Genomic DNA, 19,982 nt, shown 5'->3' with positions numbered 1-19,982 from the left:
GCATGGCGGGCATGGCTACTCATGTGATCACCGGTGCCGGTTCCGGCATCGGCGCCGCCGTCGCCCGCCGGCTGCACGCGCGCGGGGACGACATCGTCCTGCACGCGCGCGACGCGGGCCGCGCGAAGGAGCTGGCGGCCGGGTTCCCCGGCGCCCGCACCCTGGTGGGCGACCTGGCAGACCCGGACCGGCTCTCCTGGGCGTTCTCCCACCAGACGCTCCCCGACCGGGTGGACTCCCTGCTCCACATCGCCGGGGTCGTCGACCTGGGCGAGGTCGGCGACCTGACCACCAAGTCCTGGCACCACCAGCTCAACGTCAACCTGATCGCCCCGGCCGAGCTGACCCGGCACTTCCTGCCCCAGCTGCGCGCCGCCCGCGGCCATGTGATCTTCGTCAACTCAGGGGCAGGCCTGAGCGCCCACGCGGGCTGGTCCGCCTACGCCGCCTCGAAACACGGCCTGAAGGCCCTGGCCGACTCCCTGCGCCAGGAGGAACACGCGGCCGGCGTCCGCGTCACCACGGTGTACCCCGGCCGCACGGCCACCCCCATGCAGACCAAGGTCCACCAGCAGGAGGGCAAGGACTACGACCCCGCCAAGTGGATCGATCCCGAGTCGGTCGCCACGACGATCCTCATGGCCCTGGACCTGCCCAGGGACGCCGAGGTCAACGACCTGACGGTACGGCCGGGCCGGTGACCTCCGGGGCCGCGCTTCTCTGCCGACCGCGTCGGGTGATGGGCGGCACGGGCGGGCACAGGTGGGCATAGGCGGGGGTACAGGGGGCGGAGCCCCCTTGTGCCGCCACGGCATACCCTTCCGGAGTGAGTGAGAGCAGTGAGTTCACGTTCCCCCCGGCCACCGGCATCGGGTCCATGCCCGGCGGCGACGCCAGGGAAGCCGCCAAGACGGTCACCGGAAGCTTCGAGGACTTCCCGTTCCTCGCCGAGCTGCCCACGCGGGGGCCCGGAGCCGACATGATCGGTCGTACCGCCGGGATGCTGGTCGAGCTGTACGCGCGCGTGGAGCCCAGCGGCTGGCGGATCGGGGACCGGCCGGGCCGGGACACCAAGCGCGCCCGGTCCTGGCTGGGCGAGGACCTGGACGCCCTGGAGGAGTTCACGCAAGGCTACGAGGGCGACCTCAAGGTGCAGGCCGTCGGCCCCTGGACGCTCGCCGCCGCCCTGGAGCTGAAGAACGGCGAGGCCGCCCTCTCCGACCCCGGCGCCTGCCGTGACCTCACCGCCTCCCTCACCGAGGGCCTCCGCCTCCACCTCGCCGAGGTACGGCGCCGCATCCCCGGCGCCCGCCTCGTCCTCCAGCTCGACGAGCCCTCGCTCACCGCCGTCCTGCGCGGCCAGGTCCGCACCGCCAGCGGCTACCGCACCCACCGCGCCGTCGACCGCCAGCTCGTGGAGGCCGCGCTCCGGGATGTCGTCGGCGTGCACCACGACGGCCCCGTGGTCGTCCACTCCTGCGCCCCTGACGTGCCGTTCGCCCTGCTGCGCCGGGCCGGCGCGGCCGCCGTCTCCTTCGACTTCTCGCTCCTCACCGAGCGTGACGACGACGCCATCGGCGAGGCCGTCGAGGCCGGCACACGGCTGTTCGCCGGTGTCGTACCGGGCACGGACGGCCCATTGTCAGACCCTGCCGGTAGCGTCATGGGTGTCAGGACGCTGTGGCGCAGGCTGGGGCTGCGACCAGGGCTGCTCGCGCAGGCCGTCACGGTGACCCCGGCGTGCGGTCTGGCGGGCGCTTCCCCCGCCTATGCTCGCCAGGCGCTCGCCCACTGCGTCCGGGCGGCGAGATCCCTCGCGGACAACCCAGAGTAACGGGAGGACAACACGGTGGCCGGCGACAAGCAGCAGGCGGAGACGGCAGTGCCCGCCGAGGCACGGGACAGGCACGCGCAGCTGGCGGAGCAGGTCGAGGAGCACCGCTTCCGGTACTACGTGAAGGACGCTCCCGTCATCAGCGACGCGGAGTTCGACAAGCTCCTGAAGTCCCTGGAGGCCCTGGAGGAGCAGTATCCGGAGCTGCGCACCCCGGACTCGCCCACCCAGAAGGTCGCGGGGTCGTACGCGACGGAGTTCACGGCGGTCGAGCACCGCCAGCGCATGCTGTCGCTCGACAACACCTTCAACGACGACGAGCTGGCCGCCTGGGCCGACCGCATCGCGCGCGAACTCGGCGACCAGAAGTACCACTTCCTGTGCGAGCTGAAGGTCGACGGCCTCGCGGTCAACCTCACGTACGAGAACGGCCGCCTCACGCGCGCGGCCACTCGCGGCGACGGCCGCACCGGCGAGGACATCACGCCCAACGTCCGTACGATCGCCGAGATCCCGGACCGCCTGGGCGGCGACAAGGTGCCGGACCTCGTGGAGATCCGCGGCGAGGTCTACTTCCCGATGGAGAAGTTCCTCGAACTGAACGAACGCCTGGTCGCGGCCGGTGACAAGCCGTTCGCCAACCCCCGTAACGCCGCCGCCGGTTCGCTGCGCCAGAAGGACCCGCGGGTCACCGCCACCCGCCCGCTGCACATGGTCGTCCACGGCATCGGCGCCCTGGAGGGCTTCACGGGCATGACCCGCCTCTCCCAGGCGTACGACCTGCTGAAGACCTGGGGCCTGCCCACCTCCCCGCACAACCGCGTGGTGGACGACCTCGACGGCGTACGGCAGTTCATCGCCCACTACGACGGCGAGAACCGCCACTCCGTGGAGCACGAGATCGACGGCGCCGTCATCAAGCTCGACGAGATCCGCCTCCAGGGCCGCCTCGGCTCCACCGCGCGGGCGCCGCGCTGGGCGATCGCATACAAGTACGCGCCGGAAGAGGTCAACACCAAGCTCATCGACATCAAGGTGGGCGTCGGCCGCACCGGCCGCGTCACGCCGTACGCCCAGGTCGAGCCGGTCACGGTCGCGGGCAGCGAGGTCGAGTTCGCCACCCTGCACAACCAGGAGGTCGTCAAGGCCAAGGGCGTGCTCATCGGGGACACGGTCGTCATCCGCAAGGCCGGTGACGTCATCCCGGAGATCCTCGGCCCGGTGGTCGACCTCAGGGACGGCAGCGAGCGGGAGTTCGTGATGCCGGCCGAGTGCCCCGAGTGCGGCACGGCGCTGCGGCCCATGAAGGAGGGCGACATCGACCTCCGCTGCCCCAACGCCCGTACGTGCCCGGCCCAGTTGCGCGAGCGCGTGTCCTACCTGGCGGGCCGCGAGTGCCTGGACATCGAGGGCTTCGGCGCGGTGGCCGCCGCCGCGCTGACCCGGCCGTTGGAGCCGGCCGACCCGCCGCTGGTGGACGAGGGCGACCTGTTCGACCTGACGGTGGAGAAGCTGCTGCCCATCAAGGCCTATGTCCTCGACCCCGACAGCGGTCTGCCCAAGCGGGACCCGAAGACGGGCGAGGAGAAGGTCGTCACGGTCTTTGCCAACCAGAAGGGCGAGCCGAAGAAGAACACCCTCGCCCTGCTGGAGAACGTCGAGGCGGCCAAGCAGCGCCCGCTGGCCCGGTTCCTCAACGGACTGTCCATCCGGCACGTCGGACCGGTGGCCGCGCAGGCCCTCGCGCGCGAGTTCCGCTCCATCGACCGTATCGAACAGGCCACCGAGGAGGAGCTGGCGACCACCGACGGCGTCGGCCCCATCATCGCCACGGCGCTCAAGGAATGGTTCGCGGAGGAGTGGCACCGCGAGATCGTCCGCAAGTGGAAGGCCGCCGGAGTCCCGCTTGAGGACGAGGCCACCGGCGAGGACGAGGGCCCGCGCCCGCTGGAGGGGCTGACCGTCGTGGTCACCGGCACGCTGGAGAACTTCACCCGGGACGGCGCCAAGGAGGCACTGCAGAGCCGGGGCGCAAAAGTGACCGGATCGGTATCGAAGAAGACTTCGTTCGTCGTTGTGGGTGACAACCCCGGATCGAAGTATGACAAAGCCATGCAATTGAAGGTCCCGGTCCTGAACGAAGATGGTTTCTCGGTCCTCTTGGAGCAGGGCCCGGACGCCGCGGCCGAAGTCGCGCTTCCGACCGAGGAGTAGCGGTTGAAGGCCACCCGATCGGCGCATATCAGATGCATACGGGTGGCCTGGGCGCATTCGGGCAACCGTTGCCGACCGGTGCCCGTGGAAGCCTTCAGCGGCCTACTGTTGAGGTGTGCACCTGCCGTGCCCAGCTGCGGTCGGGGCATCCCCGCGCGCTCCCAAGGCGCGGGGAACGTTTCTTCAACGCGGAGCCGCTGATGGGTATCGGACGTCGGGCCGCGTGGCGTGGGCACCGCCGGGTGTGAGAGGGACGGGAATGGAACCGACCGAGAGCATCGCCCCGGACTCGCGGCTGCGCCTGCGCCGTCGCGCGGCCGCCTGGCGCGGGACCCGGTGGACGGGACGGGACGGCGGACGTCCGCCGGGCCGGGCGCGCCTGGCCGGGCCGGGCGCCGTCGCCGAGGCCCATCCGCCGATACCCCTGACCGCCCTCGAACCCGCCCGCGCCCTGACCGGCGCCGGCACCGGCCCGGACACCGAACGGCAGCCGTCCTGGCCCGCACTGCCCGCGGCCGTCACGGCCGCCGCCGCACTCGTCCTGGGCGCCGGCTTCTACCGCGCCTTCACCGGCCACCACGCCCTCTTCCCGGGCGGCACCGTCGGCTGGTCGCTGGCCCTGCTCACCGGCGTCATCGTCGGTCACCTCGTCATGCTGGGCCGTGCCCGCTGGTGGGGCGGCACCGGCTCCGGCGCCGCCCTCACCCTCGCCGTCCTGCTGCTCTACGGCTGGGTGCCCGCCGGCATGGTCAGCCTCACCGTCGTCGTCCTGGTCGGCGTCGCCCGCCGCCACCGCTGGCGCCAGGGCGTCCTGCACGGCGCGGTGGACCTCCTCGGCATCGGCACCGGCGCCCTGCTGCTCGGCGCGTTCGGCCGCGTCCCGAGCGTCGAGACGCCCTGGAGGCCCGGCAGCTGGAGCATCGCCACCGTGCCGGAGGTCGTCCTCGCCGCCGTCGCCTATCTCGCCGTCAGCCGCGGCCTGCTGTGGTACCTGCACGCCCCGCACGGCGGCAAGGTGCCCGCGGTCCACCGCGCCTCCCTGGTCAGACAAGGCCTGATGGCCGTCGCCCTGCTTGGCATCGCGCCCCTGCTGTGCGTCGTCGCCGATGCCGAGCCGGTCCTGCTGCCGCTGTTCGCCATCCCGCTCATCGCCCTCGACTCCACGCTGTGGATGGCACGCGCGCGTGCCGAGGAACAGCTGCGCGACCCGCTGACCGGGCTGCCCAACCGGCAGTGGCTGCTGGAGCGGATCTGGACCGCCCTCGACGACGCCGAACGCATCGGCGCCCGCTCCGCCCTCATGCTGATCGACCTCGACCGCTTCCGTTCGGTGAACGACACGCTCGGTCATCTCGCCGGTGACCGGCTGCTGCTTCAGATAGCCGACCGGCTGCGGATCGCCCTGCCGCGCGGCGCGGAGGCCGCGCGGCTCGGCGGGGACGAGTTCGCGGTCTTACTGCCCGTCGCCGACTCCACCACGTCGGCCACTCGCGTCGCCCGCGGCCTCGTCACCGCCCTCAGCTCTCCGCTGGACCTCGACGGCCTCACCCTCGTCCTGGAGGCCAGCGCGGGCGTCGCCGTCTTCCCCGACCATGCCCTGGACGCCGAAGGCCTGCTGCGCCGGGCGGACGTGGCGATGTACCAGGCGAAGCGGGACCGTACGGGCGTCGAGGTCTACGAGTCCAAGCGGGACTCCAACACCCCGGACCGCCTCGGCCTCCTCGGCGACCTGCGCCGGGCGCTGGACGCGCACGAGGTGCAGCTGCACTACCAGCCCAAGGTCCGCTTCGACGGTCAGGTCGCCGGCCTGGAGGCGCTGGTGCGCTGGGTGCACCCCGAGCGCGGGAAGGTGCCGCCGGACGAGTTCATAGCGATCGCCGAGTCCTCCGGGCTGATGCCCCATCTGACGGAGTACGTGCTGGAGACCGCGCTCGGACAGGTCGCCCGGTGGCGGGCGCAGGGGCTGCGGGTGCCGGTGGCGGTGAACGTCTCGCCCCGCGACGTCCACACGCCCGGTTTCGCCGGATCGGTCGCTGCGCGGCTGGCCCGGCACGGGGTCCCCGCGGGCGCCTTGCAGCTGGAGATAACCGAGCATGTGCTGCTGGAGGACCCGCAGCGCGCCGCCGACACCCTCGCCGGGCTCACCGGGCACGGGGTGAAGATGTCGCTGGACGACTTCGGCACCGGGTACTCCTCCCTGGTCCATCTGCGGCGGCTGCCGGTGAGCGAGCTGAAGATCGACCGCTCCTTCGTGGCCCGGCTGGCCGTCGACGCGGAGGACGCGGAGATCGTGCGGTGCACCGTGGATCTCGCGCACTCGCTGGGGCTGCTCGTCGTCGCCGAGGGTGTGGAGGACGACGAGACCTGGGAGCGGTTGCGGGATCTGGGGTGTGATGCCGTGCAGGGGTGGCTGGTGGCCGCGGCGATGCCGCCCGAGGAGACCACGGCGTGGCTGCGGGCGCGGGGATCCCGGGGCTGGCAGCGGCCGCGTGCGGCGCTGCCGGCCGCCGAATAGCCTCTCCCACCCGCCCGTTCGACTCGGCCGGGCGGCGGGCCCTCGCCCCAGGGGGCCGTTCGCCGTCGGCGGCTGCCGGTTCGTTGTGGCTGGTCGCTCCTCCACAATCTCGGCTCCGCTCGAACCCGGGGATCCCCATCGCGGCGGAGCCGCACAGCAGCTCGCGAACGCCTCCTTGAGCGGCGTCGATGCCTCCTCCGTCGCGAACGGCAGGTCCACCAGGTGGGTGAACATCGCGTCGTAGAGGGCGGGCCGGCGGCGGGCGAAGGACGTGTACGTGCGGGCGATGGCCGCGAGCGCCTCGCGTGTGCCCCGTGTGGCGGCGCGCGCCTGCCGTAGCTCTGCCGCCAGGTCGGCGCAGCCCTGGACCGCGACCGCCGCCATGATCGCGTCCTTGTCCTTGAAGTGGCTGTGGAGAACGGGCCGGCTGTACTCGGTCTCGGCGGCCGGCCGGCGGTGGTCACCGCGTCCGAGCCCTCGGCCTCCGCGAGTTCCCGCGCGGCCGTCACGATCAGCCGCTCACGTTCCGCTCGTTCGTGCTCCCGGCGCCTCTGGATCGTCACGCCCGGAGTTCTAGCAACGCTAGACATTCTGTCGGTGATCCGCTACCTTCGCTCTCAGTCGTAGCGTTGCTAGAAAACGGATCAGAACGATTCAGGGGGAGACATGACCGTCACCGCTTACACGCTCGCCGTCCTGCTCGACCTGTTCTGCGTGTTCCTCGGCTACCGCTTCCTGTTCCAGCCCGGTCCGGCCGCGGCCGGCTACGGCGTCCCGGCCGACCCGCGCGGCGACGCCGGTGCCTATCTGTCGATCAAGGGTCTCCGGGACGGCACCTTCGGGCTGCTGGGCCTGGTCCTGCTCGCCTTCGCCGGAGCGCGGGCCGAGGCGTGGTTCATGCTCGCCGTGGCACTCGTACCGTTCGGCGACACGTTGAACGTGCTGCGCAACGGCGGGACGAAGGCCGTGGCGTTCGGGATCCACTTCGCCACCGCGATCGTTGTCCTGATCAGCGCCGGACTGCTCTTCGCGGTCTGACGACCTCACGCGACATCAGCAGAAGGGGACGTCATGTCACTGTTCGTGCCGAAGTTCCACGATTCCGTGATCGTGCGCGGCGCCGAGGCCGAGGTGGTCGGGGACACGCCCGTCGGCGTCCAGCTCCTGGCCGACCGCAGTGCGACCGGCGGGGCGCTGTCCACCGTGCGCGTCACCCTGGCCGAGGGCGCCGACGGAGCGCGGCCGCACCTCCATCACACCGGGGCGGAGATGTTCTACCTGCTCGACGGGTCCGCCGAGATCCTGTCCGGAGACGACATCGTCACCGCCGAGCGCGGCGATCTCGTCATCGTCCCGCCGGAGAAGCCGCACGCCTTCGCCGCCGTCCCGGACGCCACGGCGGACATCCTCATCGTCTTCACCCCGGGCATCGAGCGCTTCGAGTACTTCCGTCACCTCCAGCGCATCCGCGTCGGCGAGGCCACTGCGGAGAGCATCCTCGAAGTGCAGGAGCGGTACGACAACCACTTCCTCAAGAGCGAGGTCTGGGAGGGCCGCCGGGGCTGACGGGCGGGGCCCCGGCAAACCGTTTCACGGGCACGGGGCCCTGCCCCATAGGATTGGGGACTGGCGTCACATTTCTGCCTGCCGCGCGACGCCTGGCACGCACGCTCGCCGCGTTGCCGAAACGCCCACGTGGCTCCGCCACGAGGGCGCTCCGGCGCCTTGCGATCGCACGCACCGGACGCCGCGTGGCCCGCCCTTCGGGCGGCCGGCGGAAATGTGAGGCCGGCCCCGGCCCCCAACCACACACACTCACCCCAGAGGATCGCTGCATGCCTGGCATCACGCGCGAGGAGGTCGCCCACCTCGCCCGGCTGGCGCGTCTGGAGCTGAAGCCCGAAGAACTCGACCACTTCGCGGGACAGCTCGACGACATCATCGGCGCGGTCGCCCGCGTCAGCGAGGTCGCCGACCAAGACGTACCGCCGACCTCGCACCCGCTCCCGCTGACGAACGTCATGCGGCCGGACGAGGTCCGTCCCTCGCTCACCCCCGAGCAGGCGCTCTCCGGCGCCCCGGCCCAGGAGCAGCAGCGTTTCAAGGTGCCGCAGATCCTGGGGGAGGAGTGACCACCATGACGGACAGCAACATCATCAAGCTCACGGCCGCGCAGATCGCCGAGAAGATCGCCTCCGGCGAGCTCACGGCCGTCCAGGTCACCGAGGCCCACCTCGCCCGGATCGAGGCCGTCGACGAGAAGGTGCACGCCTTCCTGCACGTCGACCGCGAGGGCGCGCTCGCCCAGGCCCGCGCCGTGGACGAGAAGCGGGCGCGCGGGGAGAAGCTCGGCCCGCTGGCCGGCGTCCCGCTCGCACTCAAGGACATCTTCACCACCGAGGGCGTGCCCACGACCGTCGGCTCGAAGATCCTGGAGGGCTGGATCCCGCCGTACGACGCCACCCTCACCAAGAAGCTGAAGGCCGCCGACGTCGTCATCCTCGGCAAGACCAACATGGACGAGTTCGCCATGGGGTCCTCCACCGAGAACAGCGCCTACGGCCCGACGGGCAACCCCTGGGACCTCACCAAGATCCCCGGCGGCTCGGGCGGCGGTTCCTCCGCCGCGCTCGCCTCCTTCCAGGCGCCCCTCGCCATCGGCACCGACACCGGCGGGTCCATCCGCCAGCCGGCCGCCGTCACCGGCACGGTCGGCGTGAAGCCGACGTACGGCGCGGTGTCCCGCTTCGGCATGGTCGCCTTCTCGTCCTCCCTGGACCAGGGCGGGCCCTGTGCCCGTACGGTCCTGGACGCCGCCCTGCTGCACGAGGTGATCGCCGGGCACGACCCGCTCGACTCCACCTCCATCGACGCCCCGGTCCCGCCGGTGGTCGAGGCCGCGAAGAACGGCTCCGTGCAGGGCATGCGTGTCGGCGTGGTCAAGCAGTTCCGCGGCGAGGGCTACCAGGCCGGTGTCATCCAGCGCTTCGACGAGTCCGTCGCGCTGCTGAAGGAGCTGGGTGCCGAGATCGTCGAGCTGGACTGCCCGTCCTTCGACCTCGCGCTGTCGGCGTACTACCTGATCGCCCCCTCCGAGTGCTCGTCCAACCTCGCCCGCTTCGACGGCCTGCGCTACGGCCTGAGGACCGGCGACGACGGCGGCCGCTCGGCGGAAGAGGTCACCTCCCTCACCCGTGAGGCGGGCTTCGGCCCCGAGGTCAAGCGCCGCATCATGCTCGGCACGTACGCCCTGTCGAGCGGGTACTACGACGCGTACTACGGCTCCGCCCAGAAGGTCCGCACGCTCATCACGCGGGACTTCGAGAAGGCCTTCGAGCAGGTCGATGTCATCGTCTCGCCGACGACCCCGACCACCGCCTTCCCGATCGGCGAGCGCGCCGACGACCCGATGGCGATGTACCTCGCGGACCTGTGCACCATCCCGACCAACCTGGCGGGCAACGCGGCCATGTCCCTGCCCTGCGGCCTCGCCCCGGAGGACAACCTCCCGGTGGGCCTGCAGATCATCGCCCCGGCGCTGCAGGACGACCGCCTGTACAAGGTGGGCGCCGCCGTCGAGGCCGCCTTCGTGGAAAAGTGGGGACACCCGCTGCTGGAGGAGGCTCCGTCGCTGTGAGCAAGGCACTGTCCAAGGCCAAGGGCTTCAAGAAGTCCAAGTCCGGTACGTACCTGTCGATGGCCACCACCGCGTTCGGCGCGATCGGTGTCGCCAAGCAGATCAAGAAGGCCCGCGCCGAGCAGGACACGCTGCGGCTGATCGACGCCACCGTGTCCGCCGTCGCGATCGTCACCGGCCTCGCCATCCTCTACCGCGAGCTGAAGCGGCTGGGCGACGACGACGTCCTGCTGGGCTGAGAGGGAAGTTTTCACCGTGACCACCACGACCGACCTGGTGTCATACGAGGACGCGCTGGCGTCCTACGACCCCGTCATGGGCCTTGAGGTCCATGTCGAACTCGGCACCAAGACCAAGATGTTCTGCGGCTGTTCGACCGAGCTGGGTGCCGAGCCCAACTCGCAGACCTGCCCGACCTGCCTCGGCCTGCCGGGCGCGCTCCCGGTCGTCAACGCGACCGGCGTCGAGTCCGCGATCAAGATCGGTCTCGCGCTGAACTGCGAGATCGCCGAGTGGTGCCGCTTCGCCCGGAAGAACTACTTCTATCCGGACATGCCGAAGAACTTCCAGACCTCCCAGTACGACGAGCCGATCGCCTTCAACGGCTACCTCGACGTGCAGCTGGAGGACGGCGAGACCTTCCGCGTGGAGATCGAGCGCGCCCACATGGAGGAGGACACCGGCAAGTCCACCCACGTGGGTGGCGCGACCGGCCGTATCCACGGCGCGCAGCACTCGCTCCTGGACTACAACCGCGCGGGCATCCCGCTCATCGAGATCGTCACCAAGCCCATCGTCGGCGCCGGCGAGCGCGCCCCCGAGGTGGCCAAGGCGTACGTCCGTGAGCTGCGCGAGGTCATCCGTGCCCTCGGCGTGTCCGAGGCCCGCATGGAGATGGGCCAGATGCGCTGCGACGTGAACCTGTCGCTGATGCCGAAGGGCAGCTCGACGTTCGGCACGCGCTCCGAGACGAAGAACGTCAACTCGCTGCGCTCCGTGGAGCGCGCGGCCCGCTTCGAGATCATGCGGCACGCCGCCGTACTGAACGACGGCGGCACGGTCGTCCAGGAGACCCGCCACTTCCACGAGGACACCGGGTCCACGACCTCGGGCCGGGTGAAGGAGGAGGCCGAGGACTACCGGTACTTCCCCGAGCCGGACCTGGTGCCGGTGGCCCCCTCCCGGGAGTGGGTCGAGGAGATCCGCGCGGCCCTGCCGGAGCTGCCGCTGGTCCGCCGTACCCGGCTGCTCGCCGAGTGGGGCATCTCGGCCACCGACATGCAGGCGATCCTCAACGCCGGTGCGCTGGACCCGATCGTCGCCACGATCGACGCCGGTGCCGACGCGGCCTCCGCCCGCAAGTGGTGGATGGGCGAACTGGCGCGCAGCGCCAACGAGTCCGGCAAGGCGCTGGACGAGCTGGCCATCACGCCGCAGCAGGTCGCCCGGGTCACCGAGCTCGTCGCGAAGGGCGACCTGAACGACAAGCTGGCCCGGCAGGTCATCGAGGGCGTCCTCGCGGGCGAGGGCACCCCGGACGAGGTCGTCGACAAGCGCGGCCTGAAGGTCGTCTCCGACGACTCGGCCCTCGGCACGGCCGTCGACGAGGCCATCGCCGGCAACCCGGGCGTCGCGGACAAGATCCGCGGCGGCAAGGTGGCCGCGGCCGGCGCCCTGGTCGGCGCGGTCATGAAGGCCACCCGGGGCCAGGCCGACGCGGCCCGCGTCAAGGAGCTGATCCTGGAGAAGCTGGGCGTCAGCGAGGGCTGAGCCCGTACTCTGAACGGCCCCGGAGGCACGTCCTCCGGGGCCGTTCTCATGCTCCGGACCTCAAGGCACTACGCTCGCCCGCCATGAGGGCACGCACCGATTCCGACCCCCGACCCGCGATAGCCGACTTCGAGGGCGTCGCGGAAGACAGCGACATCGCGGGAGACAGCGACGAAGAAGCGGCGGACCACGTCGAGGGTGCCCGCCGGGCCCGCTGGCTCGCCGCCGGCACCGGTGTGCTGCTGACCCTCGCCGGTCTCGCCGCCGCCCTGCTCAAGCTCACCGCCGCCGCCCCCGCCCGCGTCCCCGCCGCCTACGCCCTCGGCGCCGCCGTCTGCGCCCTCGCTGCGCTGCTCGGCGCCCGGGGCCGTACCCGTATGGCCCTGTGGCTGCTGATCGCCGGGACGATGATCATGGCGCTGGGGGACCAGCCCGGCTGAAGTGTCCGGAGGCACGACAGAGTTCGCCGAAGTGTCCTGTGACGTCCCTCCCACTCGTGTGAAGAAGCCCACGAACACGGCAAACGATCATTTTCGCCTGCAAGAGTGTCCTGCGATTGCACATTCGTTCTTTGCGGGCAGTTCAGTTTATGGACGATCGTTCCCGGCCAAAGATCCACAAATCGTCATCCTGGGAGCACGTCCGTGGCAGACCTCGCCCGTTGGTGTGTCCGGCACCGGCTGATCACCGTGCTGCTGTGGCTTCTCGCCTTCGGCGGGGTGAGCGCGGCCGCCGCCGTCGCCGGTACGTCGTACTCGAACGACTACGAGGTTCCGGGCACCGAGTCCGGCCGGGCGGCCCAGCTGCTCCAGCAGGGCTTCCCCGGTCAGGGCGGGGACAGTGACACCGTCGTCTGGCACACCACCGGCGGCAGCGTCCGGGCCGCCGACGTCGAGCAGACCATGACCCGCACCCTGGACCGGATCGCCGCACTGCCCGGCGTGGCCTCGGTGTCCGGCCCGTACGGCACCCAGGGCGCGCAGCGGATCAGCGCCGACGGTCGTACGGCGTACGCCACCGTCACCTTCACCCAGCAGTCGGACGCGATCGGCAAGTCCGAGGCCCAGGCCGTGGTGCGCACCGCCAAGGCCGCCCAGGGCGACGGGCTCCAGGTGGAGCTGGGCGGCAGCGCGATCGGGCTCACCGCGTCCCCGCGCGAACACACCGCCGAGCTGGTCGGCGTGCTCGTCGCAGCCGTCGTGCTGTTCCTCGCGTTCGGCTCGCTCGCCGCCTCCCTGCTGCCGATCGCCACCGCGCTGGTCGGCGTCGGCACCGCGTACGCCGGCATCGGGCTGCTCGGACACGCCATGACCGTCGCCGACTTCGCACCCATGCTGGGCATGCTGATCGGGCTCGGCGTCGGCATCGACTACGCGCTGTTCATAGTGACCAGACACCGGCGCGGACTGAAACGCGGCCTGAGCGTCACCGAGGCCGCCGTGAGCGCCGTCGCCACCACCGGACGTGCCGTCGTGTTCGCGGGTGCGACGGTGTGCATCGCCCTGCTGGGAATGCTGATACTGCGGCTGAGCTTCCTCAACGGGGTCGCCGTCGCGGCCTCGCTGACGGTCGTGCTCACCGTCGCCGCCTCGGTCACCCTGCTGCCCGCCCTGCTGTCGTACATCGGACCGCGCGCCCTCAGCCGCCGCGAGCGGCGCCGGCTCGCCGAGCACGGGCCGCGGCCGGAGCTGCCCACGGGCCTCGCCGCCCGCTGGTCGGCCCTGGTCGAACGCCACCCCAAGCTGCTCGGCGCGCTCGCCGTCGCCGTCATCGCCGTCCTCGCCCTGCCCACCCTCTCCCTGCACCTCGGCACCTCCGACCAGGGCAACGACCCGCGCACCTCCACCACCCGCAAGGCCTACGACCTGCTCGCCGAGGGCTTCGGGCCGGGCGTGAACGGGCCGCTCACCCTGGTGATCCGGGTGGACGGAGCCGCCGACAAGCTCGCCCTGGACAACCTCGACACCACCCTGCGCGCCACCCGGGGCGTCGCCTCCGTCACCCCGGCCGCCTACGACACCGGCGGCGGCATCGCCTACCTCACGGTCGTACCCGACTCGGCGCCCCAGTCGCAGGCCACCAGCGACCTCGTGGACCGGCTGCGCACCCACGTGCTGCCCCGCGCGGAGACCGGCACCTCCCTCCACGTCCAGGTCGGCGGGGTGACCGCAGGCTACGACGACTTCGCGGGTGTGATCGTCGCCAAACTCCCGCTGTTCGTCGGCGCGGTCGTCGGGCTGGGCTGTCTCCTGCTGCTGGTCGCCTTCCGCTCGCTCGGCATCCCGGCGAAGGCCGCCGCGATGAACGTCGCCGCGGTCGCCGCCGCGTTCGGCATCGTCGTCGCCGTCTTCCAGTGGGGCTGGGGCAGCGAACTGCTCGGCCTCGGCCGGGCCGGCCCCATCGAGCCGTTCCTGCCGGTGATCATGGTCTCGGTGCTCTTCGGCCTCTCCATGGACTACCAGGTCTTCCTGGTCAGCCGGATGTACGAGGAGTGGCTGGAGACCGGCGACAACCGGCGCGCCGTCCGCGTGGGCCTCGCCGAGACCAGCCGGGTCATCAACTCCGCCGCAGTCATCATGATCTCGGTGTTCCTCGCCTTCGTGCTCAGCGGTGACCGGGTCATCGCCATGTTCGGTATCGCCCTCGCCTCCGCCGTCGCCCTCGACGCCTTCGTGCTGCGCACGCTGCTCGTGCCCGCGCTGATGCATCTGCTGGGCCCCGCCAACTGGTGGCTGCCCGCCTGGCTGGAGCGCCGCCTGCCCCGCCTCAGCATCGAGCCGCCCGAATGCCGCACCGCCCATGAGAGGCTCGGGACCGTCTCGATGGCCGAACTGGGGGAGGAACAGGAACATGATGTACGCGATATCCCTGGGTGACGACGGCGCCGAACTGCGGCCCCTGGAGGTCTGGCACGCCGAGGAGTTCCTCGCCCACCTGGACCGCGGCAGGGAGTTCATCGGGCAGTTCATCCCGTTCGGCTCGCAGGCCACGGACGTGGACTCCGCAAAGGCCACGCTCCAGCGGTACGCCGATCTGCGCGCCGCCGACAGCGCCTCCTACCACGGCATCTGGCTGGACGGGAAGCTCGTGGGTGGCGTGCTGACGCTGAACTTCGACGCCGAGCGTGGCAACTGCGAGGTCGGCTGCTGGCTGGAACCCGCCGCGACCGGGCGCGGACTGATCACCCGTGCGATGCGGATCCTCATCGACTGGGCCGTCGAGGAGCGGGGCATCCACCGCGTGGAGTGGCATGCGGCCTCCGGCAACCAGCCGAGCATCGCCGTCGCCCGGCGGCTCGGCATGTCCCGCGACGGGGTGCTCCGCCAGAACCACCTGCACCACGGCGTCCGCCACGACACCGAGGTCTGGTCGGTGCTCGCCCCGGAGTGGCGGGCGGCACGCGCGCGTAGCGGGCAGAACGATCATTAAGAGACTTCTCAGACAGCGTCCGTACGGTGCCGGGCATGGGAACGAAGACAGAGGCAGGCGCCGAGGCGCGCAAGGACGACGAGACGGCGGTGGAGGCCGTCACCGAGGGCGAGGCCGCGCGGGCGGAGGCGCTTGAGGAGGACGCCCAGCAGGAGGACGCCGAGCAGGAGGAGTCCGGCGAGGAGAAGGCCGTCGATGAGGACGGCGTCGACGAGGACGGCGCCGAGCCGGAGGCCAAGGTGCCGTCCGGGGTCGGGCAGGGTGCCGGTGCCGTCGTCTCCGTGGCGCTGGGCCTGGTCTCGCTCAGCGGTGGCTGGATCGGCACGGTCGCGGGCGCCCGCGAACAGCTCGTCGGCCAGCTGCGCACCTCCTCCACGGCGAGCGTCGCCACGCAGATCAAGGCGGTCTACGGCAACGCCTGGCACAGCACCGCCCTGTGGGCCGGCCTGTTCGCGCTGGCCGCGCTGCTCACCGGCGTGGTCGTGCTCGCCCGGCCCGCGTTCGGCACCCCCGGCCGCCCGCAGGCGCACTGGATCAGGTCGGTCGCCTGGGCGGGTGTCTCGCTCGGTGTCATCGGCCTCCTCCTGGCGGTCCTGAAGTACTCCGACGCCCTGCTCGGCCTGCCTTCGGCCGGCTGAAAAACCGCAGGTCCCAGGGGCCTTAGGGAATCCATGCGCACCTTATGGATGCCCTAAGGCCCCTTACGCGCGCGTGCGGCCCGCGGGCGGCACGAAGATGCGGAACTCTCCCGATGTGGCGCACCCCCCTCCTGGACGAAGGTGGAGGCATCGCAGAACGCGACGCACCACACCGACTCTCTTCGAGGGAAACGCCGTGATCGAGATCGAGTACCAGAAGATGCACACCGCCCAGCTGCTCCGCGAGGCCGAGCAGGAGCGGCTGGCCCGCACGGTCACCCGGGGCCGCCGCGCCGCCCGCCGCGCGGAGCCTGCCGGCTCCGCCGGCGCGGGCGCCGACTCCCATACCGACCGGCCCCGCCGGCAGCGGCTCCCGCGCACCGCATGAGCACCGGGCCGGCGGAAAGGGGAGGGCCGGCGGAAAGGGAAGCTGCGGCGGTCCGGGGCGGGGCGGCGGACCAGGACCGGGCGGAAGGGGGCCGTACGGGGGTCGGCCCTCTTCCGCCCTCCGCCACGACCGCCGCGCTCGCCAAGACGGCCGGGGCGGCCAAGACCGCCGCGCTCGCCAAGACGGCCGGGACGGCCACGGCCGCCGCGCTCGCCACGACTCCCGGGGCGGCCACGGTCGTTGGGACCGCCACGACTGCCGGGGCGGCCACGGTCGTTGGGACCGCCACGACTTCTGGGCTCGCCGTGACTGCCCGGGCCGCCATGACCGCCGGGGCCGCCACGACTGCCCGGGCTGCCGCGACCGCCCGGGCTGCCCGGACCGCCACCACCGCCCGGACCGCCGCGGCCACCACGGCCCTCCCGGCCGCCAGTACGACCATCGCACCGGGCCTGTGGAAAACCGGTGACCCGTCGCCCCGGCCTCGTGCGATGCTCGGGCCCGTGGAGACCAGGTCCGTCAGTCCCGTGTTCGTCGGCCGCACCGACGAGTTGGACACGCTGAACGACGCGCTCGCCCGCGCCCGCGCCGGCGAGCCGCAGGCGCTGCTGCTCGGCGGGGAGGCCGGCGTCGGCAAGACCCGCCTCGTCGAGGAGTTCGCCGCGGCGGCCGCCCGGCACGCGGTGGTGGCCGTCGGCGGCTGCGTCGAGATCGGCGCGGACGGGCTGCCGTTCGCACCCTTCTCCACCGCGCTGCGCGCCCTGCGCGACGCCCTGCCCGAGCGGTTCGCCGCCGCCGCGAGCGGACAGGTCGAAGAGCTCGCCCGGCTCCTGCCCGACCTGGGCGAGGCCGGTGCCGGGCGGCACGACGAGCAGGGCATGGCCCGCCTGTTCGAGCTGACCGCCCGGCTGCTGGAGCGGGTCGCCGCCGAGCAGCCGGTCGTGTTCGTCCTGGAGGACCTCCACTGGGCCGACGCCTCCACCCGCCACCTCCTCGCCTACCTCTTCCGCACCCTGCGCGCCGGCCGGCTCCTCGTCCTCGCCAGCTACCGCTCCGACGACATCCACCGCCGCCATCCGCTGCGCCCCCTGCTCGCCGAGCTGGACCGGTTGCGCACGGTCCGCCGGATCGAACTCGCCCGTTTCACCCGCGAGGAGGTCGCCCGCCAGATCGCCGGCATCCTCGCCGCCGAACCCGACCCCGCCCGCGTGGACGAGATCTTCGAACGCTCCGACGGCAACGCCTTCTTCGTCGAGGAACTGGCCGTCGCCGGCTGCGACGGACGCTGCGCCGGCCTCACCGACTCCCTGCGCGATCTGCTCCTTGTCCGGGTCGAGGCACTGCCCGAGAGCGCCCAGCGGGTCGCCCGGATCGTCGCCGAGGGCGGCTCCACCGTGGAGTACCGGCTGATCGCCGCCGTGACAGGGCTCGGCGAGGACGACCTCATCGAGGCGCTGCGGGCCGCCGTCGGCGCCAACATCCTGACCGTCACCCCGGCCGGCGACGGCTACCGCTTCCGGCACTCCCTGGTCCGCGAGGCCGTCTCCGACGACCTGCTGCCCGGCGAGCGCTCCCGGCTCAACCGCCGCTACGCCGAAGCCGTGGAGGCCGACCCCACGCTCGTCCCGGCCGACGCGCGCGTGATGCGCCTGGCCAGTTACTGGTACCACGCGCACGACGCGGCCAAGGCCCTGCCCGCCGTCCTGGACGCCTCGGTCGTGGCCCGCCGCCGGCACGCCTACACCGAGCAACTGGGGCTGCTGGAGCGGGCGATGGAGCTGTGGGACAGCGTGCCCGAGGAGGTCCGCTCCGCCCTGCGCCCGGTCGACTACACCGAGGTCTACCCCCCATGCGGCTGCGACCCGGCCACCACTCCGCTGCGCCTGCTCGACCTGATGGCCGAGGCCGCCGTCGCGGGCCGCTTCGGCGGCGAGCGGGAACGGGCGCTGAAGATCACCAAGCGGGCGCTGCGGTTGCTGGAGGACGAGCCGGACCCCCAGCGCGCCGCCTGGTTCTGGATCCAGCGCTCCCGCCTCGTCCAGGCCCTGGGCCGCGGCGACGGCTGGCACGAACTGGCCACCGCCCAGGACCTGGTGCGCGGTCTGCCACCCTCGGAGGTGCACGCCGAGGTGCTGGCCCGCGCCGCCAACTGGTCCATGCTGCATCGGCCCGGCCCCGAAGCCCTGGCCGCCGCCGAGCGGGCCGTGGAGTACGCGCGCATGGTGGGCGCCCGCGAGATCGAGCTGCACGCTCGGCTCACGCTCGGCTGTCTCACGGTGGACTCCGGCGACCCGGACACCGGCCTCGCACAGATGCGGCAGGTGCTCCAGGACACCCTCGCGGAGGGCCTGCGCCAGATGGCGGGCCGCGCGTATGTGAACCTGCCGTCCGAGCTGCAGTCCGTCGGCCTCGACCGGGAGGCCGCGCCCCTGCTGCGCGAGGGCATCGCCTTCGCCCGCGCCCACGGGCTGCTGGACTCCGAGGCCCGGATGTGGTGCAACCTGTCCGAGGCACACCTCGCGCTCGGCCAGTGGCCCGAGGCGGCCGACGCAGCCGCGCACGCGGCCCGGGGCGGCCACAGTGCCCAGCCGCGGGGCGCGGGCGCCCTGCACCTGGCGGACCTCGCCCTCGCCCGCGGCGACCTCGCCGAGGCCGGCCGGCATCTCACCGCCGCCCGCGCCCACTTCGGCACCCACGACCCCATGCCCCAGCACTTCCTGCCGCTGGCCCGCGTCACCCTGGGCATCGCCGCCGAGGAGGGCCGCGTCGCCGACGCCCGCGCCGTGCTGCTCCAGGCCCTGGACGCCGGGTTCCCGCCCGGCACCCACCGCTACGGCTGGCCGCTGCTGCTGGCCGCCGCCGGCGCCGAGGCCGACACCCGCACACTGCCCGCGGCCCGGCCAGGCCGCGCGGAGCTCCTCGACCGGCTCTTCGAGACCGTCCGCAAGCTCACCACGGATGCCCCGCTGTGGCAGGCGTACGACCAGTGGACGCGCGCCGAGCTGCTCCGCGCCCAGGACCGGGACACCGCCGAGATCTGGTCACCGGTGGTCACCGCCTTCGAGTGCCTGGACCGCCCCTACGACCTCGCCCGGGTCCGCCGCCGCCTCGCCGCGGCCCTCCTCGCCGAAGCCGACGGCGACGACGGCGCGCGCGACCGCGCGGTGGAACTGCTCCGGCTGTCCGGAGCGGTCGCCGCCCACCTCGGCGCCCGGCCCCTGGCCGACGAGGTCACCCGGCTCGCCCAGCGCGCACGCCTCACCCTCACCCGCGTCCCGAGCCAGGCTCTGACCCCCGCCGACCCGGCCGCGGCCCTCGGTCTCACCAGCCGGGAGCGGGATGTCCTGCGCCTGGTCTCGGCCGGCCGCACCAACCGCCAGATAGCGGGGGAGCTGTTCATCTCCCCGAAGACGGCGAGCGTCCACGTCTCCAACATCCTGAGCAAACTCGGCGTCTCGGGCAGAGGGGAGGCGGCGGCGCTGGCCCACCGCATGGGCCTGTTCCCGGCCGAGCCGGCCCCTGCGCCGTCGGCGGGCTGACTCGTACGCTGGAGGAAA

Annotated in this window: 16 protein-coding genes and 1 pseudogene; 16 read left to right on the top strand and 1 reads right to left on the bottom strand. The window is 72.4% G+C overall.

Translation table 11 applies throughout. From position 1 onward, the window contains the following. The first annotated feature begins 2 nt into the window (after positions 1–2). The 4 genes from LE548_RS26040 to LE548_RS26025 all read left to right on the top strand — a co-directional run bounded on the left by LE548_RS26040 (position 3) and on the right by LE548_RS26025 (position 6,563). Positions 3–701, top strand: a complete 699-nt coding sequence (locus tag LE548_RS26040; protein WP_225099372.1) for an SDR family oxidoreductase — start codon at positions 3–5, stop codon at positions 699–701. Between the two features lie 125 nt (positions 702–826). Then, entirely contained in the window at positions 827–1,834 is a 1,008-nt protein-coding gene (locus LE548_RS26035; protein WP_225099371.1) for a methionine synthase, read from the top strand. 15 nt (positions 1,835–1,849) lie between these two features. Next, entirely contained in the window at positions 1,850–4,048 is a 2,199-nt protein-coding gene (gene ligA / locus LE548_RS26030) for an NAD-dependent DNA ligase LigA (RefSeq protein ID WP_225099370.1), read from the top strand. 259 nt (positions 4,049–4,307) lie between these two features. Continuing rightward, positions 4,308–6,563 carry a bifunctional diguanylate cyclase/phosphodiesterase gene (locus tag LE548_RS26025; RefSeq protein WP_225099369.1) on the top strand — a complete coding sequence of 752 codons (2,256 nt, stop codon included), beginning with the start codon at positions 4,308–4,310 and terminating at the stop codon, positions 6,561–6,563. A gap of 147 nt (positions 6,564–6,710) precedes the next feature. On the opposite strand, the pseudogene LE548_RS26020 reads toward LE548_RS26025, so the two are convergent. After that, positions 6,711–7,126 (bottom strand): annotated as a pseudogene (locus LE548_RS26020) (TetR/AcrR family transcriptional regulator); the annotation flags it as partial. Positions 7,127–7,229: 103 nt separating this feature from the next. Between LE548_RS26020 and LE548_RS26015 the strand changes: the two are divergent. The 12 genes from LE548_RS26015 (at position 7,230) to LE548_RS25960 (ending at position 19,964) form a co-directional block, all read left to right on the top strand. Further along, entirely contained in the window at positions 7,230–7,601 is a 372-nt protein-coding gene (locus tag LE548_RS26015; protein ID WP_225099368.1) for a DUF4267 domain-containing protein, read from the top strand. Positions 7,602–7,634: 33 nt separating this feature from the next. Further along, positions 7,635–8,129 carry a cupin domain-containing protein gene (locus tag LE548_RS26010; protein ID WP_225099367.1) on the top strand — a complete coding sequence of 165 codons (495 nt, stop codon included), beginning with the start codon at positions 7,635–7,637 and terminating at the stop codon, positions 8,127–8,129. A 269-nt stretch (positions 8,130–8,398) separates the two neighbouring features. Further along, a complete protein-coding gene (gene gatC, locus LE548_RS26005) occupies positions 8,399–8,695 on the top strand; it encodes an Asp-tRNA(Asn)/Glu-tRNA(Gln) amidotransferase subunit GatC (RefSeq protein WP_004925108.1) in 297 nt (98 codons plus the stop codon). Positions 8,696–8,700: 5 nt separating this feature from the next. Further along, positions 8,701–10,200, top strand: coding sequence for an Asp-tRNA(Asn)/Glu-tRNA(Gln) amidotransferase subunit GatA (gene gatA, locus LE548_RS26000; protein WP_225099366.1), 1,500 nt, complete (start codon positions 8,701–8,703; stop codon positions 10,198–10,200). Then, positions 10,197–10,439 (top strand): hypothetical protein, encoded by a 243-nt coding sequence (locus LE548_RS25995; RefSeq protein ID WP_225099365.1) that lies wholly within the window; start codon positions 10,197–10,199, stop codon positions 10,437–10,439. Before gatA ends, LE548_RS25995 begins: the two co-directional genes overlap by 4 nt. A 16-nt stretch (positions 10,440–10,455) precedes the next feature. Next, positions 10,456–11,970, top strand: coding sequence for an Asp-tRNA(Asn)/Glu-tRNA(Gln) amidotransferase subunit GatB (gene gatB / locus LE548_RS25990; RefSeq protein ID WP_225099364.1), 1,515 nt, complete (start codon positions 10,456–10,458; stop codon positions 11,968–11,970). An 83-nt stretch (positions 11,971–12,053) separates the two neighbouring features. Next, a complete protein-coding gene (locus LE548_RS25985; RefSeq protein WP_225099363.1) occupies positions 12,054–12,410 on the top strand; it encodes a hypothetical protein in 357 nt (118 codons plus the stop codon). 204 nt (positions 12,411–12,614) lie between these two features. Further along, the gene (locus LE548_RS25980; RefSeq protein WP_225099362.1) at positions 12,615–14,846 is read left to right on the top strand and encodes an MMPL family transporter; all 2,232 of its coding nucleotides are present in this window, start codon (positions 12,615–12,617) and stop codon (positions 14,844–14,846) included. Next, positions 14,824–15,399: a GNAT family N-acetyltransferase gene (locus LE548_RS25975; RefSeq protein WP_225099448.1), complete on the top strand. Its 576-nt coding sequence runs from the start codon at positions 14,824–14,826 to the stop codon at positions 15,397–15,399. The genes LE548_RS25980 and LE548_RS25975 overlap by 23 nt, the downstream gene beginning before the upstream one ends. A gap of 35 nt (positions 15,400–15,434) precedes the next feature. After that, the gene (locus LE548_RS25970; protein ID WP_225099361.1) at positions 15,435–16,037 is read left to right on the top strand and encodes a hypothetical protein; all 603 of its coding nucleotides are present in this window, start codon (positions 15,435–15,437) and stop codon (positions 16,035–16,037) included. Between the two features lie 196 nt (positions 16,038–16,233). Further along, positions 16,234–16,425: a hypothetical protein gene (locus tag LE548_RS25965; protein ID WP_225099360.1), complete on the top strand. Its 192-nt coding sequence runs from the start codon at positions 16,234–16,236 to the stop codon at positions 16,423–16,425. A 491-nt stretch (positions 16,426–16,916) separates the two neighbouring features. Further along, positions 16,917–19,964 (top strand): helix-turn-helix transcriptional regulator, encoded by a 3,048-nt coding sequence (locus tag LE548_RS25960; RefSeq protein ID WP_225099447.1) that lies wholly within the window; start codon positions 16,917–16,919, stop codon positions 19,962–19,964. Positions 19,965–19,982: the final 18 nt, after the last annotated feature.

Origin of the sequence: Streptomyces sp. CoH27 (genome assembly GCF_020181035.1) — a bacterium.
GTDB lineage: Bacteria > Actinomycetota > Actinomycetes > Streptomycetales > Streptomycetaceae > Streptomyces > Streptomyces camelliae.
This window is presented reverse-complemented; position numbering and strand designations above follow the sequence as displayed.